The following is a 17,407-nucleotide window of genomic DNA, read 5'->3' on the forward strand; positions in this document are numbered from 1 at the left end:
TAATTCTCAATATATCCATAGAAAAAATCTATCCTCCTGACGGATAGTAAAGTTGACGACAATGAGAATCTATTCATTTATCGCGGCAAAGCTATCCACCTTTTAGATGGGATATAAATGTCTGCGTAGGCATCAAAGCCACCGAAAATAGCTGTTTTTGGTAGACGACATCTAGGGGATCAATTTTTTCCAATCTAGCCGATCTTGGCAATAAAAGCAAGTATTTCTCAATATACCAGGATGGATATAAATTAAGTTTTGATGAGAAAAATATTAATAATAGATTAAATTTGGGCAATAAAGGGAGTGATGAGATAGCGATCGCCGAATCAAGCCTATAAATTACTGAAAAATAATGGCATTAAACTTAACTCCCAAATCATCCGCACCAACCAAGACCTTGAGTCGAGGCTACCAACAGCGTATACTGTTCGACTGGCAATACATCGCGTACCATCCCAGAAATTTGCCGGGAATAGGGAGCAGGGGAAATGATGGGTGATTCAACCTTGTACAGACGACCTGTCGGGTCGTCTCTCCCTCTCGATTTGAGGAATTTGTGAGAAATACAGGTATTGCGAATATTGGCTTGTCCACACCCTGATATTCCCTCAAAAAAGCTAGTTTCTGGGATTAATGAACGGTGTTCTAGGTGCGTTTTTGTTCAATCCAAAATCTAAAATCCAAAATCCTATGGCTATCCTCGACCAATTCAACCCCCAGGAATGGGTAATCGACACTAATGGAAAAACAGCGCTCTCAATCCGGATTAAGGGGGAACCCCTATTTCAAGAGACATCCCCCTACCAAACAGTAGAAGTTTTTGATACCTATGACCGAGGAAAAATGCTGACGATTGACCGGATGGTCATGTGTACGGAAGCGGATGAGGCTAATTATCACGAAATGATAGTGCATGTGCCCATGTTTACCCATCCTAATATTAAAGATGTATTGGTAATTGGAGCCGGAGATGGAGGAACGATTAGGGAATTAATGCGTCATCCGGGAATTGAACGGGTGACAATGGTGGAAATTGACGAAGTAGTAGTGCGTGCTTCTCAGCAATTTTTGCCGAATATTTCCTCTGCTTTGAACCATCCCAAATTAAACCTACTGATTGATGATGGGATTAAATTTGTCGAAAATGCAGCGAGCGACAGTTATGATTTAGTCATCATTGACTCCTCCGACCCCGTTGGTCCTTCGGAGGGACTATTTAGTCAATCATTTTACGAACACGTTTATCGGTGTTTGCGTCCCGGTGGAGTCGTAACCATTCAAAGTGAGTCCCCATTATTCCATCCCGACGCATTTGTCGATTTGAATCAATGCTTGAAACAGGTCTTTGGGAAGGATTTAGTCCATTGCTATTTAGTGTATATACCCATGTACCCCACAGGAATGTGGAGTTTGACCTATTGTTCCAAACAAGGACCTCATCCGCTTCACGACTTTGACCGGGAAAAAGCGATCGCATTTACCCAGCAACATGATTTAAGCTATTACAATCCGGATATCCATCAAGCTGCATTTGCCTTACCAACGTACATCCAAGCCAAAATTCAGTCCAGCAAATAACCCCAAACCAAAGTTAATTGTGCAGGTACACACCCATCTTTTGGATTTGCAGCAAATCCCTAAAACTTTCAGGGAATTGGGAGTTGTAGGAAAATCAACCCGTTGTACCAGTTAGTTCTCCATGTCGTTTGGACACAACCAAACCATGTAAATATATGATTCCTACTCCCGACACCCTGTAGAGACGACCCGACGGGTCGTCTCTACTCCTGTATCCTGCATTCTGTGTCCTGCTTTCTCAGTTAAATTTATGGAACTGTTAACAATCATTCTTTCCGGAATCCTAGGTTTAATTACCCCTGCGGGTTTAATTATCGATCGCACTGCCGAAAATACCATCAAAAAACAATTTGAACAGGTTGAAGAACTAAAAGTTCGGGTGGATAACGCCCCCACCCATCAACTAATTCAAGGTAAAATAGAAAGGATAAGAGTTGCTGGTCGAGGGCTAAAAATAAAAGGACGGGATATCCGGATTGCAGCCTTAGAAGTAGAAACGGATGCAGTCCAAATTGATCCTAATAGTTTGCTCCGTAGACGACCTCAAATCCAAAAACCACTACAAACTGGATTACGAATTGTCCTACAGGAAAAAGATGTAAATAAATTATTACAATCTCCGGAATTCCTGTCCCAACTGCGGAAGTTAAATATCGTCGATGTCAACCTGGAAAATGAACAAACAGGAACAATTTTTACACTTGTTAATCCACGGATAAGATTTTTAGCAAATAATCGGGTAAATTTACGTATAGAATTACGCAATCAAGACAACACAGACAGGGTGGAAGTGGAGGTGGAAAGCGGAATCAAAATTACCAAAGGAAGACAATTGCAACTAATTGCTCCAGTGGGAAATGTGGAGGGAGAAAAAATTCCACCAAGATTGCTCAATCAAATTGTTGAAAATCTCAATCAACGCTTTGACTTACGTAAGTTAGAAGATGATGGTTTACAAATGCGGATTCTCCAATTAGACATCAAACCCGGACAGATAGAAGTTGCTTCCTTTGTGCGAATTTTACCGACATCGAAATTTTTCCAGACTTTGAGAAAAATCTAATTCTGAACCTGCCGATGATGATAAAAATTGGCTATAGGGCTAGTTTGGAAACATTCCGCTCCTAATCCAGGGCACAGACATAAAGTCAACGAGTCAATCATCATAGGCAGTTAGGTTGACGGAAAATGCCGTCATTTGAGATAGGGGTGAGTATTTTTGCTCAAATAGCACGATATATTCATAAATTCGCCTTTAAATTCCAGTTCTGTCTTCAATTTAAGTTTATTTTTTAGCAGTCTTTGCTAGTCTAAAATTTCCAGCCCTTAAGGAGGAAGGTAGTTCCATGAAAGAGCAAGAAAGAAATCGGATTTCTTCTGGTGTGGTCGCTGCGGTTTCTGCTGCGGTGGTTGCTGTGAGTGGTGGTGTTGCGTGGTTTACATGGAATTACACAAATCCACCGGTTCCGAACCAACAGGGAAATATCACTGGTCATCAAAGTCCATCCGGAAGTATCGCTGGTGTTGAACAAACGGTTAATATTTATTTAATTAAAGACAGTGGTACTAATTTGGTATTGGTTCCCTTTCCGGTTCAAGTTAAAGTCTCTAAAGATAATCCCAGTCAAGCGCTAGAAGCTGTATTTAATCGCTTAATGACGGTTAAAAATGATGGAGACACCAGCAGTACTATTCCCGAAGGCACAAAATTACTGGGAGTCCGAGTGGAAAATGACGGTATCCACGTCAACCTATCGGAGGAATTTACCAGTGGAGGTGGTAGTGCTTCCATGACAGGACGCTTAGGACAAGTTATCTATACCGCCACAACTTTTAATGCTAATGCCAATGTATTCATTGAAGTTAACGGTAAGCGTTTGGAAGTTTTAGGTGGTGAAGGTCTGGAACTTGATCAACCCTTGACACGTGAAAGCTTTAATCGAGAGTACCAGTTGTAAAGCAAGGGAATAGGGATACAAGGGGTAGGGAGTAGCAGGAAAACAGAGGTACAGAGAAGTCAAATAATTGTGTACTGGAGTATTCCTGTACTATAAAAAATTATGACTGCTGTATCCTGTCTCCTGTCTCCCTTTCCTAGTTGTTAGTTGTATTGAGGACCCGAAAATTTTGAGCTTGTTGTTCCAGACGAGTTGCAAGGCGATCGCAAACTCGATTACACAATTCAAAAATCATCTCGTCTTCGACACGGTAGTATGCACAAGTTCCCTCACTGCGACGGCTGAGAATACCAGCTTGCCACATAACTTTGAGGTGTTTTGAGACATTGGCTTGAGAAGTTTGTGTTGCCTCCACCAACTCTTGTACGTTTTTTTCCTCATCTCGAAGGAGATGCAATAGTCGCAAACGCGTCGGTTCGCTCAACAGGCTGAAGTATTCCGCTACTTGTTGCACGACTTCAGGTGGTACAGGCAACGTTTGTTTCATTACGAATGACCCGCTTTGAAATGTACAGAAGGTTTTTTTGATTACACGTTCCGTTATATAGATTAATACTTAATCAGGGTTTATTCGCACTAAAGGTTGACCATATTCTACAGGTTCCCCATTTTGAACGAGAATTTCCATTACTTGACCGGACACTTCGGCTTCGATTTCGTTCATTAATTTCATCGCTTCGATAATGCATATGGTTTGACCCTTGCGTACCCTTGTACCAACTTCCACAAAGGGAGCCTCACCGGGAGCAGCAGCACGATAGAAGGTTCCCACCATTGGCGAAGTGGCTTCAACCCAGCGAGAATCGATTTCTGGCGCTGTGGAGGGTGGGGATGGGGGATTCCCACCTGCATTGTCATGGCTGCGGGTTGTGGAGGCTTCAGGGATGGGATGATGTAAGTTTGAGGCTGTAGAGGATGGTAGTACCGCTCCACTACCATCATTTGTGACTGGGACAAATGAAGTTGGTGGAGGAGTAAAACTAACTGCTTTACGTACCGCAATCTCAAACTCATCAGTTTTGAGGGTTACTTCTGCAATATCTGTTTGGGCAATTGTTGCCAGTAATTGGCGAAGTTCATTAAAATCCAGGGGCACAGCTTTTATTACCTCATACAATTAGGCATTACCGATGGGAGATACTTGTAGTAGATGAATTGGGAATTGCCAATGAAAACAAGTTGGTTGTTGACGTTGACGGTTAACGGTTAACGTTCAACACTGATTGATTTCTAGCTATTCCCCGGTGTGGTTTGGGAGTTGGGGTTGAATTTGGGGAGACTTAGTTAAAACCTAAACCTAGGTCTGTGCTAACGCCAAGAGATAACAGATTATTTATGAATTTTTAAAGATTCGCTTGGTAAACTTTAATCTCAGAGAAGGAAAACACATGAGTTGATTTCCGCAAGCAAACTTTGGAGGAACGGGAATTTCATCGCCAGATAGCCCGTGGGATTTATTGTCATATTTTTGACATTTAGCCTGACTGTAAAAGTTGATGACAACAGCAGTCTTGACGAGAAGGCTACGCCTACAAACCACTATCATCAAACTACTATGTTAATTTCCCCAACAGTATTAAGTGCTGATGCAAAATTAAATAAACCATGTCCATGTTGAGAACCGTTGTTTTCAATCATGATTATTAAGATTGCTTTCTTACAACCCTACAGTCGATCCGCTATGGGAAGAAGTGCAATGACGAAAACTCCAGTTTTGATTATGGACGAGGTTTATATATCGTCCGCAGCGTAGTTTACTCCCGTAGGATAAAACATAGATGCGTGTGTAACGGCTGCTTTTGAGAGAAGCATTTCGCTTGTGACTTCAGCGTTTCGGAATGTCAAGTTAATTTTGCACTACCACTTATTCTCCAGACTTTGGTTTTTCACCTTTTACTATTGGCTTACTATTGGCGGATTAGTCGCCAGCCCAAATAAAATCTTGCCAAACACCCATTTCCACAACAAACCGGTGACTGATAACTGGCTGTACAGTTGATCTCAATCAAGTGGTAAGACAGAGCGGTTAGATTCCCGATGAATTATAGTCAATCGGGATATATCTATTGCATAATAACCGCAACACCGGATTTTGACTCGGCACACAATTTTAAGATAAACTAAAGGCGATGAATAGTTCTAAAAGTAACTATTCACGACCTAAGTATTTATCATCACGGGTATCAATGCGAATCCGCTCACCCTGGGCAATAAACAGGGGAACCATAACCGTTGCACCAGTTTCTAGTTTCGCGGGTTTGCTACCACCTGTAGCCGTATCACCCTTGACTCCAGGGTCGGTTTCGACAATTTCCAAGACCACCGAATTAGGAAGTTCAACTTCAAGAACTTGATCTCCCCAACGCACAACGTTCACTTCCATACCTTCTTTGAGATATTTTACGCGATCGCCAATTTGGGCAGCACTTAAGCGACCCTCTTCATAGGTTTCCATATCCATAAAGACGTATTCATCGCCTTCTTTATAGGTATGTTGCATCGTGCTTTTTTCTAGGGTGGCTTGGGGAACTGTTTCACCCGCTCGGAATGTTCGTTCTACTGTATTCCCTGTCTGCACGTTTTTTAGTTTAGTACGCACAAATGCCGCACCTTTTCCTGGTTTAACGTGGAGAAATTCAACCACTCGCCACACAGACCCGTCTAGTACAATCGAAACACCAGGTCGAAAGTCGTTACTGGAGATCATGAAACTTGCAAATATTTTGGAGGACAATCGGCATTTATTGTACTCCTCTAGGGGAAAATAGGGAACAGGTAATGAGAAAAGGGAAGCATGATTCGTGGATTGAGGTAAATTCTCCCCATTAACCAGACCACACTTCCCTAATTAATGCTTGATCTTCTTTGCTCCCTAATTCAGCAATCTAATCGGAAGAAACTTCCGCTAAAGCTGGATTCCCATCGGTTTCAGTCGGACAGGATTGGGGAAAGACAAATCTCAACATTGGTGGAGCCAAAAAAGTTGTAATTATCACCATCATGATAATTGCCGCTTCTAAAGGCTTGCTGAGAACACCACTGCTAGAGCCGATTCCCAAAAATACTAGACCCACCTCACCACGAGGAATCATCCCTACACCAATCGCTAACCGATTGATTTGTCCTTGACCAAATACAGACCAACCAGTGACAATTTTACCAATAATCGCGACTGCAACTAAAAATACAGCCATGATTAAGCCTTCCCGATTACTGGGAATGGCTGGGTTGAGAACGCTTAAATCGGTACGCGCACCCACTGTGACAAAAAATATGGGTACGAGCATATCGGCAATTGGTACTACCAGTTTTTGCAGTTCCTTGCGTTTTTCCGTTTCTTCCAAAACTAGACCTGCTGCGAAGGAACCTAAAATCGCCTCCAAATGGACAGCAGCAGCAACGTAAGCCATGACAAAGGCGAATACAAACGCGGGTAATACCAGTTCACCACGGGTTTTTAGCTGATCGACGATTACCACAAAGGACTTGTTAAACACATTACCTAGAGCGATCGCGCCTATTAAAAATCCGGTGGCGCTGAAGATTAAATAAATCACATTATTCACGTCAACTACACCATCTTTGGCTAAACTTGCTACCACCGCAAGGACGATAATCCCCAAAATATCATCAATTACCGCCGCACCCAGGATGATTTGTCCTTCTTTGGAGTTCAAACACCCCAACTCGGATAGCACCTTTGAGGTAATCCCGATACTAGTTGCAGTCAAAGCTGCACCCGCAAAAATCGCTGGAATTGCCGGAACCCCAAAAATCGTCATCAAACCAAAGGTTCCCGCAGCGAAGGGAACAGCCACCCCAACACAGGCGACAATAGAAGCTTGCAGACCCACTGCCATTAACTCTTTGAGATTGGACTCCAAGCCAATTTCAAACAGCAAAATAATTACACCCAATTCCGCAAGGGTGGACACTACCTCCGACTCTGCTTGGAAAACTCCATTCGCAGCAGCAGGACTTAGACCATCGGTTAATTCCAAAAAACGAATAATCAAAGAGCCAGAAGCGTCTACACCCTCAGCCGGAAAGATGAGAAGATGCAGAACCGACACCCCCACCACTACACCACCAACCAGCTCTCCTAATACAGCCGGAAGACCGATGCGGTTAGATAACTCACCACCGACCTTACTAGCTAAATAAATCACAGTTAAACTCAGCAAGACCGCAGCTAGTACAAGTGAACCATCAACGTGTTCCGCACTTTCACTAGCTGTTGCCAATATGGGTAATACAGGTAACGAAAAGACAGTCAAATCAAAATGCATTATGTCTGTTTTACGAAAATTTAATAGATTATTTAACTGTACCAAGATTTACTGACCACTGTTCTCAGTTTTCCCCTGAATTAAATTGGTAATCCCTTATCAATAGGATTAGTAATAGCTTATGCACCGGGTGGGAAAATTTCCCCTATCTCCAGAAAGGAGTTTTATCCAAATAGAAAAAAAGCCAGAAAATTTTGAGTTACCAAAAATGTAACCATAGGCAATTTCCGTCAACGGCATGTGAAACTAAAAACAGGAATTGGAAATCAGGATATTTGCCAGTGCCACTGGAAATGTAGGCTCTGGTCTTGTATAACCATGCTGCATGGCTCTGGAGTTACTGGTAAATACTGAGTAGCTAGATTGACTATTGCTATCTATTCCCTCGAAACAGATTGTCAGAAATGTGGATGAGGCGATCGCTCGTTGCAGGACACGCAGATTCCACAAATCCGTGCAAATACTCCCGTGGCCGTGGATTATTCATACCACTAGTAGAATTGCCAAAATTTGATGTTTAAATTTTGGGATATTTCCAGGCTGACTTGAAAGTGAGTAGGGAAAAATTCCTTTCGTCTGTTCTTGTGTGTCTAGTAATATAACGGCTAATTATTCCAGATACTAATTATTATTGATGAGGAGTCAAATCATGTTAGTTGCCACCAAAAATCAATCTTCCCATATATCCGCACCTAATTGGCGTAGGTGGTCAGCGATACCCTTAACCTTAATGCTGCTGGTCAGTTGTACTCCAGCTAGCATCGCGAGTGAAAAACAAACCCACATCAGGACATTAACCGTAAGTGGACGGGGAGTTGAGGAAATCCCCGCAACCTTAGCTCAGGTAAATGTAGGTGTGGAAATCCAGGGAAAAAATGTTCAAGAAGTGCAACAGGAAGCTGCTAAACGCTCATCGGCAGTTGTATCACTATTGAAATCCCGCAACGTGGAAAAATTACAAACCGCCGGGATTAGCCTCAGTCCAGTTTATAGTTACACAAACAACGTTCAAAAAATTACAGGTTATAGTGCTACAAATAGTCTTAGTTTCCGTATTGCTACGGATAAAGCGGGTTCGTTACTAGATGAGGTGGTCAAAGTTGGTGCAACACGAATTCAGGGGATTAGTTTTGTCGCCAGCGATGAAGCAATTTCCCAAGCCCAAAAAGTCGCACTCCAAAAGGCAACTCAAGACGCACGTCAACAGTCCAATGCGGTATTTTCTGCCCTGAATATCCAACCCAAAGAAATAGTCAGTATCCAAATTAACAACGCTACCCCACCCCAACCAATTTACCGCGAGTTTGCCAAAGTTAATGCGCAGATGGCAGATGCAGCAACAACTCCCGTGGAAGGAGGACAGCAACGGGTGGAAGCTTCCGTCACCCTGCAAATTAGTTATTAAAGGGAGTAGTCATTGATGGGAGTAGGGAGATAGGAATATTATTCTTCCTCTCACCTACTTAAGAGGTTTTTAAAAACTTTTATTTCCCACGAATAATCCTGGACAAGATTTTCAGGCTTTTCCCTCGCACCCATGCTCCGCGTGGGTGCGGAACCTACGAGGTTCCGACCTCGTGAATGAAGGCAGTGCGCTGACTGAGTGACCACGCAGAGCATAGTCACTAGATAAGGGAGTAGGGAGATAGAAATATTTCTGTCAGCAATTTTCCCCTCGTACCATTTTACTTTGGAGTTGATACATTTAGGGGATGCTGGGGGAGTAAGGGCGATAATGTATCAATATTTAATATTTTATGTGAAATGGTATCACCCTTTTGCTTCTTGAAAACTAAAATAGCATTAATTTTAATGGGTAAAGAAAGGTTCGTAGTAGCGCTCATAGCAACTTTATAGTAAAGCTTTTCTGGTCTAGAGCTACAAATACGAACCTGTTGATTAACCTCTTCATAACCTGTGTGGTCGAATACTAACTTCTGACAAATTTATTGACGGCGAATAGACTACCAATTAAACCGACTGTGGCACCAAATCCCAGTAAAATTAAAGGTAATAGGATATTTTGAGTCAAACTGAGTTGCAAACCATTAGCCAGAAACTTGATAAATTCAGGTTGATTGCTCAATAAGCGGTTGAGAAATTGTTGGCTAGTAGAAATAAAACCCCAAGCGATCGCACCGCCAACAATCCCAAAGGTTACACCCTGTATAATAAATGGGAAATAAATCCAGCCAAAGGTTGCTCCGACTAGCTGCATCACTTCTATTTCCTGTCTGCGTGCTAATACAATCAAACGAATGGTAATACTTGTGACTGCAACTGCGGTGATTGTTAAAATTGCTGTCACCCAAATTGTGAACCAGTTTAGACCCTTGTGTAACTGTCCAATGCGCTTTACGGCTTCATCTACATATTGCACCGTTTCCACACCCTTGAGTTTCGCAAGTTGCATTGCCAAACTGGGAACACTCTCTGAACTACGAGCTTTTACCCGCAATTCATCCACTAATGGGTTATTCCCTAACTGTTGGGTTGCTGCTTGCAAATCCCCAATCCCCAACTCCTTTGCTAGGGATTTCCAAGCAACTTCCTTGCTGATTTTTTCTACCTTGCTCACCTCCGCCATTTTCGCTACTGATGTTTCCAAGATATCAGCATTAGCATTGGCATCAAGGTATACAGAAATTTCCAATTGACTACCAAACTGATTCAGTAATTGTTCTAGCTGCCATGAAGTTTGTAAACTCAAACCAAACAAAAATAACAACACCGTCACCGTACATACCGCAGCCCAATTCATCCATCCACCGCGACGCAAACCCAACAAAGTTTCCTTGAGTAAATAGTCGAGTTTAGTCAAAATTTTCAACACCATCACCCTCTGACAAAGCCTTCTAGGCACGTCATCTTAGCATAAAATATACGTAAATATCAGGGAGAAAATACGTATATAGGAAAAGGGTTTGGAAGCTGACGTGAATTTGGTGAACCTCACCCCAACCCCTCTCCGAATTTGGAGGGTGCCAAAAAATCCCTAGTTTCAAATCAAGAATCAATTCTTTTAAAACCTCTGTTCCTCAGAAAGAGAGTTTTGGAGAGGATTCCTTAAATCTGTAAATCTGTCGAATTCACCTTGTACCGATTCAACAAATTTTGCAACACATACTCAATATGAGACTTAGCATTGCTACGTCTGGTCAAAATTCATTTGTCGCCTTCTTTTTTCACATTGGTATTCGTTCTCACACCACTTACTTCAAGGTGGGGAACCCGCGCAACGTAGTGGCTCCCTAACCTAGACAATTCAAGGCTTTCAGTCAGCCACTCCCTACTCCCCACTACCCTTCCTAAAAGCGATCGCAAATCTTTCAATTCCTGCCAAGTCTTGATGTATCTGAATATCCCGGTAATTACCATTTTCAGCTAACAAATTGGCAACGGTTTCAGCTTGTCCTGCCATCATTTCAATCATCCACACACCGCCAGGTATTAAATATTGCGGAGCTTCCCTCAGTAACTGTCGGATATCATCTAATCCGTCATTTCCTCCATCTAAAGCCAAATGGGGTTCATGTTGGACAACTTCCGGTTGTAAATCCGGAACGAGTTGGGTAGGAATATAGGGAGGATTAGCAACCATCCCAGAGACTTGTCCTTGAAGGAATGGAAGAGGTTGCCACCATGAACCCTGGATAAATTTAATTTTAGCAGCGAAACCGTACTGGAAAGCATTTTTATGGGCGATTGCCAAAGCTGAATTGCTATAATCCACAGCAAAAACTTGTGCTTGGGGGAGAAGATCGGCAATTCCCAGAGCGATCGCACCGCTACCTGTTCCCATATCAACCCAATTACCCGTCCCTAACTCCGGGTATTTACGGACAACCCGCTCCACCAAATCAATCAAACATTCAGTTTCTGGACGGGGAATCAAAACAGCTGGTGATACATATAAATTAAACCTACGCCAAGGGGTTTTACCAACAACATACTGGATGGGTAAACGCTCCTGTAATCTTCGTTTCCAACCAGCAGTCAAAGCCTCTAGAGGAATAGACAATTGAACTTGCGATCGCGTCTTAAATAACTCCAGTCGCAGTTGTAAACTATCCAAATCAGAAACAGACAGCAACAACCAATCCACCTCTGTCACAGGAACATCATAAGCACGAGCATCCAGAATAGCTGCATTCCGCCATTCCCCCAACTCCTGTCCAGATACAAAAATAGGCTGTTGCTGATCCATAAAAAAAACGGCGTTACCTCAATCAACTAGTAAACTATCCACACTGACCTGACGGTACAGTGTGGGCTTTTAGTACCTCTGAACTCATATTGAGTATTACAAATTACGTAGCTTGCTTCCCGCGTAGCGGGTATTACGAATTACGAATTAGTAATTAGTTAAACCCTGTCTTCCCGTGAGTTGAAAACTACTTCTTCGGAGCAGCATTATTCGTCCGCGGAGCGGGAGTTTGACCACCACTTTGCCGATTATTCGTCCGCGGAGCGGGAGCTTGACCACCACCTTGCTGTTGGGACAACTTCAATAAATATTCCCTAGCTTCCTGGGAGGGAAAGAACACAACTTGATTTAACCAAGCATCATTTTTTTCCTTCATAGTTTGCAAAACCCCGTCCACATCTACCACTTGAATATCAGCTTGGGGAAACTTGGGTTTTACCTGACTTAACAATTGGTCTGCATCTTTTTTACTCAAAAACATCGGGATATACTCTTTCCCTTGTTGACCGAGCTTAATCGGTACATATCCTTTATCTGGTGCAAATCTGACCATAAACAAAGGAATACTTTTAAACTGCTGAACCTCTTGACCACTTGCACGCAATAAATCTGTTGCAGCTTTAATCTCCGCATCAACGGGTTTAAAAGCAAACACCAATCGATCCGCTTTATTCTTGGTTTCTTCTAACTGCTGATAGATACTTCCTAAAGGAACCGCAGTGGGTCGCAGTGACTTAACCATCTCTGCCATTTTTGGATCTTGACTGGCTGTTTTCTGCAAATTGCTAATAAAAGCCTGTGCTTCTTGACGACTCATGTACACACCCGTTACCGTAGCTGGTTTTTGACCATTTTGACCCGCAGGAATCTGACGACTTAATGGTAAACCTTGGGGATTGGTAATCAACCAAACCGGGACATCATCGAGCTTTTCTTTTATTTGTTGTTGTGTTAAAGCTATTACCGGAGCTAACCCAGTCATCACAGTCGCTAAAACCACACTACCAACCAAACCTAACTTTGTACCCCAACGGACAAATGATTTCATAACATCTCCTCGCATCAACAAAATAAATTCCAGTCAAATCACGAGCGGATCTACATGCAACTACATTTGAATAATCAGCGATCGCTCATTCTCAACAATGGGTAATTCTCGTTTTTAGCTTTGCTTGTGTATTGTATTCGACCACATATTTCTCTGCCATGTTTCTGGAAAACAAAAATTCTCAGAATTACCCAACATACATCGCGACTCACAAGGATAAATCCCATTGTATTTCTTTCCCTCGCTAATGCCTAAGTCGGTGGGCAGAAAAATGATTATGCGTCCCTGATTTCTCTCCAACTCCTCAAACTTGCAGGGAGTGGGGAATAGTATTCGAGTGTTGAAGGAAAAGCAAGGCTAGTAACATACTCTGGGGAAATCTGGGACTACGGGTTGTCTTGTTTGCTTTACATTTCGTTACCATCAGCAACAAAAATCATCGAGGTGGTGATTTTGATGTAGAATACAGATTCAATCAACTTAAACCCGTTTTTAATACCGATTCCAAAAATGTTTGCAACACATACTCAATATGAGATGTAGCAATGCTACGTCTCTACAGGATTCATCTGTTGCACTCTTTTTCAAATTGGCATAACTCCTCCACACCAATTTAGATCCACAATTCATCAATTAGGGTGTTTTATTGTTGCTTTGATGACATTTGACTTGCCATTGCTTCTCAATTTTGCTCAAATTTAGCTGTTTGAGGATGGTAGGTGGGTTATTTTGGATGTCAAAGGCAAATCCATTTTCCCAGGAGAAAATCAAATTATGGAAATATGAGGTTACAGTTTTTGATACAGGTGCAGTTCACAAGCGATTTCTCGATACACTGATACCAGCTGGGAAAATATGGGGATAAATGGATGAGCTACACGTTCGTATAATCGCCTAAAGACCAAAACCATCTCAGAAGGAAAATGGTATAGGCTTTAGCAAAAGTCCAGACAGAAACTCATCTGAAGATTATGTATTCCGAGGATAACCAAGTAAAAATCACCAGAAAAACTGTGGAAAATACGGATAAAAATCCGGTTGTAGAGCGTTGGGACAGAAGTATTGATTTAGGGATGAGCGTCAAAATTTAATTCTAAACGATAAACAAAATTCGATAAATTCTTATCTATCTATACAAATTATCCAAGTAAAAGCTGATTAACACCAGATTGAGTTGAGTGAACGAGAGAAACCTATGTCAAACATCTCTGTGCTGAGAAGCATACCAGAAATAATGGGACAACCAGCGGGAATTGCGGTTTTAGCATCATTGGGGATTCATGGTGCGATCGCGTTAATTTTGCCGTTAGTACCTGTGAATACGTCTAAATCCGAGAAACAAGACACCACCCCCAAAGCGGTGGGAATAACCACCCTTACCCCCCAAGAACAAGCTCGTTTACCCCAAACAGCGATCGCCAATCCCCAACAAGCTAAGGCTACACCCATGCAACCCCAAGCGGGGGTGGCTTCCCAACTCCCACCAATGCCAGATTTAGCCGCAGCAAATGCGACAGCAGCATCCCCTTTACCACCCCTACCAGCCTTTCCAGGTAATTCCCAACCCTTACCACCCCTACCAAATGCAACAAGTGTGAATGTACCGACCTTTCCCCGTGGACAACGGGTAGCAACGGGTGGCTTCAATATCGATACGGGTTTTAGGGCTAATCCCTTACCCAGACGAAATTACCCAGCTATGGCTGGTAATCCCCGCATTGGCGATGTGGTGGGAAGTCAAATATCTGCTGGTAGACCTGTAAGTGTTGCCAATATTCCTGGTGAATTTAATCCCGGAAGTCCTCGCGTTGCTGACCCTCCCCTCTCTTCTCCCCTACCGGAAGGTGTCCCCGAAGGAATGGCTCCGCAAAATGGGAACAGAAATCCGGTAGTTGTGAATAATGACGCTAGGGAATTTGTCACACCCACCGGTGAACCTCTACAAGCAGGAGGTGAGTTTTCCATAGCAAATCAACAAATACCTGGGGTGACACCTTTACCTGATAATAGCTTGACTCAAAAAATTGCCACAGTCCTAGAGAATAATCAGAATCAGCACCAACATTCTACAACGGTTAATACAGGTGATAGTTCCGATGGTAACGGTGGGAATACCAGAGTTTCCAAGGCTTTATTAATGGCGCAGCATTACCAACAAGCCCAGAAAAATCACGGTCAACTGCAAACCAAACAACCCCTGAATTTAACCCTGGATCGAGATGGATTAAAGGATGTTGTGGATGTGGGTTTGGTGGTGAAGGCGGATGGAACCATTGATGATTTTAAGGTTTTTACCAGCGATGGTAAACAGCTTTCCTTTGAGCAAAGCAATGCTATACGCCAATTCCTTGCCGATTACCTGCGGAAAAACCCTCCCGCCAACACTGGAAAACCAATTTATCTGACGGCAAATATTGCCCCTGGTAATACAGCCGAGAAACCAGCAGCCAACGCAGATGAGGTGACTATTCCCACCAAACCCTTAACGGTTAATAACGGTAATAATAACACTAACAACGGTAATCAAACTGAGCAAAAACCCGTTAGAAGTTTGGAAGTCATCCGTCCTAACACCAATAATCCCAGTCCCAATCCTGATTCTGCTACTGAGCGAAAACCCGTGGGAAGTTCGGAGGTAATACGTTCTAACACCAATAATCCTAATGCCGTTGAAGTTGCTCCTGTGCAACCAATTACCCCCACAACCACAAAACCCCAATTAGAAGCAGAACCATCCTTTTCAGAACCGGTTAGATTACGTACACCCCGACCCGTCACCATTCCCACCCAACAACCTCCTCGCAATCCCTTATTAGAGACGACACCCCGCTCAATTAATCAAATAAATCAACCGAGTGGAGAGTCCCCAAAACCCACCAGAATCCAAAGTTGGCGTGAACGGTTGACTCCTCAAAAAGATAATGCCGATGATGACAGAAATGAAAATTCCAATCAATCAAGGGGAATTCAGAAATTACGGGAGTTAGCTGAAATTAAAAATCAATCAAATCCTTAGCTCGACTTTATCCATTAGGCAGCATAGCAAAGCAGCTCTAAGCAAGTCTCGACGATCTTCTTGCTAGGGACTTTAACAGAGGTGGGGTCTGAATCCGATATCAGAAAAAGTCGAAATGCCCACAGGCGAGAACGTACAAGCGCAAGCGCATCCGAAAAGGTAGGGCAGGATTTACAGTACCAAGCTGACTGTTGCAGTTGCCAAGGCTGCTTGGTACTACAGCCCAGCACTCGTTAAATCGCGCTGACGGTGCGTTTGCCAGGGGTTAGTATGGCTTCCTACAACTAATGCGATCGCAGATTCCCAAACTGGCTTGGAAAATGCAGCCGCAAACGGTAGCATGAAAACAAGAAATTCTTCCCGTAGCAAGTTCATCAGAAACATACCAAACTATCTTATTTCTGATCTTGCTACCATTTCCTCTTCAATAAAATGGATAAAGTCGAGCTTAGAGATAACAGTGGTTCTTCCCTACTCCCTATTCCCTACTCCCAACAAAGAAGAAAGTGTTAGGGATTTGTACCTAATCCGGGTAATTACGATTCTGAAGTTGTAGTGGGGGGATTGGTGGGATTATCTGTATTATCTGTATTACCTGTATTAGCGATCGCTTGGCTATTTTCTTCTGTGGTGACACCATTAATGGCTTCCGTTTCTGCTGGATTCCCTGTAGTTGGGGAAGATTCTTCGGTGACGGTACTTGATTCTATATTCGTCTGCTGCTCATCTTCAACTTTTGTCTCTGGAGTATTTGCAGTTACTTCTGTAGCTGTTTCCGTCGTCGATTCAGTCGGGGTTGATTCCTCTTGCACTGTTCGCAAACGCTCCACTGCTACACTCGCAGGTGTGGTTTCTGCCTTTTTTGTATCCTGTGGTTTGGGGGTTTTCTGTCCGCGAGATTTTAGGTTTGTCAATATGCTCGTGAATCCCCCTGTCAATTGGCTGAGGTTTTGCAACAGATTGGATTGACTAGGGAGTGTTTCCCCATTGGTTGCTGGTTGAGTTGTCGCTGGAACTTGTTGGCGTAAAGTCATTGTTTGCCAACCAAACCAAATTAATAGAGCTACACTGGCAATATGTCCCAGTAATAAGCCACCTGTAATTTTACGGGCAAAAATCCATAAAACCAAGGCATAAAATAAACCGACTCCACTCCAAATCAAGTCATTTTTGCGGTGGATTTTCGGAAAGAGGAAGGCAATTAAATAGATCGCAAGACTACCAATACCAACTGCTAAAGCCAGGAAGTATGCTAGCATTTCTGGTTTCTCCTTTATTTCAACTTGCAAATTAACAGTACATGGAGAA

General features: G+C 42.8%; 14 protein-coding genes. 5 read left to right on the top strand and 9 right to left on the bottom strand.

All coding sequences use genetic code 11. From position 1 onward, the window contains the following. Nucleotides 1-693: 693 nt before the first annotated feature. The 3 genes from speE (at nt 694) to CDC37_RS23140 (ending at nt 3,539) form a co-directional block, all read left to right on the top strand. Complete coding sequence (gene speE, locus CDC37_RS23130) at nt 694-1,581, top strand: polyamine aminopropyltransferase (RefSeq protein ID WP_096626581.1); 888 nt, start codon at nt 694-696, stop codon at nt 1,579-1,581. A 250-nt stretch (nt 1,582-1,831) separates the two neighbouring features. Continuing rightward, complete coding sequence (locus CDC37_RS23135; protein ID WP_096625521.1) at nt 1,832-2,644, top strand: LmeA family phospholipid-binding protein; 813 nt, start codon at nt 1,832-1,834, stop codon at nt 2,642-2,644. Between the two features lie 283 nt (nt 2,645-2,927). After that, complete coding sequence (locus CDC37_RS23140; protein WP_096625523.1) at nt 2,928-3,539, top strand: GerMN domain-containing protein; 612 nt, start codon at nt 2,928-2,930, stop codon at nt 3,537-3,539. A 136-nt stretch (nt 3,540-3,675) separates the two neighbouring features. On the opposite strand, the gene CDC37_RS23145 is transcribed toward CDC37_RS23140, so the two are convergent. From CDC37_RS23145 to CDC37_RS23160, 4 genes are all read right to left on the bottom strand, one after another. Next, nucleotides 3,676-4,026: an ArsR/SmtB family transcription factor gene (locus tag CDC37_RS23145; RefSeq protein WP_096625525.1), complete on the bottom strand. Its 351-nt coding sequence runs from the start codon at nt 4,024-4,026 to the stop codon at nt 3,676-3,678. Nucleotides 4,027-4,095: 69 nt separating this feature from the next. Beyond that, on the bottom strand, nt 4,096-4,635 hold the full coding sequence (accB, locus tag CDC37_RS23150; protein WP_096625527.1) for an acetyl-CoA carboxylase biotin carboxyl carrier protein: 540 nt from the start codon (nt 4,633-4,635) through the stop codon (nt 4,096-4,098). A 1,053-nt stretch (nt 4,636-5,688) separates the two neighbouring features. Then, nucleotides 5,689-6,246 (bottom strand): elongation factor P, encoded by a 558-nt coding sequence (efp, locus tag CDC37_RS23155; protein WP_096625529.1) that lies wholly within the window; start codon nt 6,244-6,246, stop codon nt 5,689-5,691. A 178-nt stretch (nt 6,247-6,424) separates the two neighbouring features. Beyond that, nucleotides 6,425-7,828 (bottom strand): cation:proton antiporter, encoded by a 1,404-nt coding sequence (locus tag CDC37_RS23160; RefSeq protein WP_096625531.1) that lies wholly within the window; start codon nt 7,826-7,828, stop codon nt 6,425-6,427. 649 nt (nt 7,829-8,477) lie between these two features. Here CDC37_RS23160 and CDC37_RS23165 point away from each other — a divergent pair. Further along, entirely contained in the window at nt 8,478-9,233 is a 756-nt protein-coding gene (locus CDC37_RS23165) for an SIMPL domain-containing protein (RefSeq protein ID WP_096625533.1), read from the top strand. Nucleotides 9,234-9,758: 525 nt separating this feature from the next. Here the strand turns inward: CDC37_RS23165 and CDC37_RS23170 are convergent. The 3 genes from CDC37_RS23170 to CDC37_RS23180 all read right to left on the bottom strand — a co-directional run bounded on the left by CDC37_RS23170 (nt 9,759) and on the right by CDC37_RS23180 (nt 13,083). Continuing rightward, a complete protein-coding gene (locus CDC37_RS23170; RefSeq protein WP_096626583.1) occupies nt 9,759-10,661 on the bottom strand; it encodes a cell division protein FtsX in 903 nt (300 codons plus the stop codon). 456 nt (nt 10,662-11,117) lie between these two features. After that, nucleotides 11,118-12,035, bottom strand: a complete 918-nt coding sequence (prmC, locus tag CDC37_RS23175) for a peptide chain release factor N(5)-glutamine methyltransferase (protein WP_096625535.1) — start codon at nt 12,033-12,035, stop codon at nt 11,118-11,120. A gap of 187 nt (nt 12,036-12,222) precedes the next feature. Next, complete coding sequence (locus tag CDC37_RS23180) at nt 12,223-13,083, bottom strand: Tic22 family protein (RefSeq protein WP_096625537.1); 861 nt, start codon at nt 13,081-13,083, stop codon at nt 12,223-12,225. A 1,195-nt stretch (nt 13,084-14,278) separates the two neighbouring features. Between CDC37_RS23180 and CDC37_RS23185 the strand changes: the two genes are divergently transcribed. Then, the gene (locus CDC37_RS23185) at nt 14,279-16,099 is read left to right on the top strand and encodes a hypothetical protein (protein ID WP_157780828.1); all 1,821 of its coding nucleotides are present in this window, start codon (nt 14,279-14,281) and stop codon (nt 16,097-16,099) included. A 216-nt stretch (nt 16,100-16,315) separates the two neighbouring features. On the opposite strand, the gene CDC37_RS24625 is transcribed toward CDC37_RS23185, so the two are convergent. Both CDC37_RS24625 and CDC37_RS23190 read right to left on the bottom strand, forming a co-directional pair. Next, on the bottom strand, nt 16,316-16,483 hold the full coding sequence (locus CDC37_RS24625; protein WP_157780829.1) for a hypothetical protein: 168 nt from the start codon (nt 16,481-16,483) through the stop codon (nt 16,316-16,318). A gap of 152 nt (nt 16,484-16,635) precedes the next feature. After that, nucleotides 16,636-17,358: a Ycf66 family protein gene (locus CDC37_RS23190; protein WP_096625541.1), complete on the bottom strand. Its 723-nt coding sequence runs from the start codon at nt 17,356-17,358 to the stop codon at nt 16,636-16,638. Nucleotides 17,359-17,407 lie beyond the last annotated feature (49 nt).

Origin of the sequence: Calothrix sp. NIES-3974, assembly GCF_002368395.1 — a bacterium.
Lineage (GTDB): Bacteria > Cyanobacteriota > Cyanobacteriia > Cyanobacteriales > Nostocaceae > NIES-3974.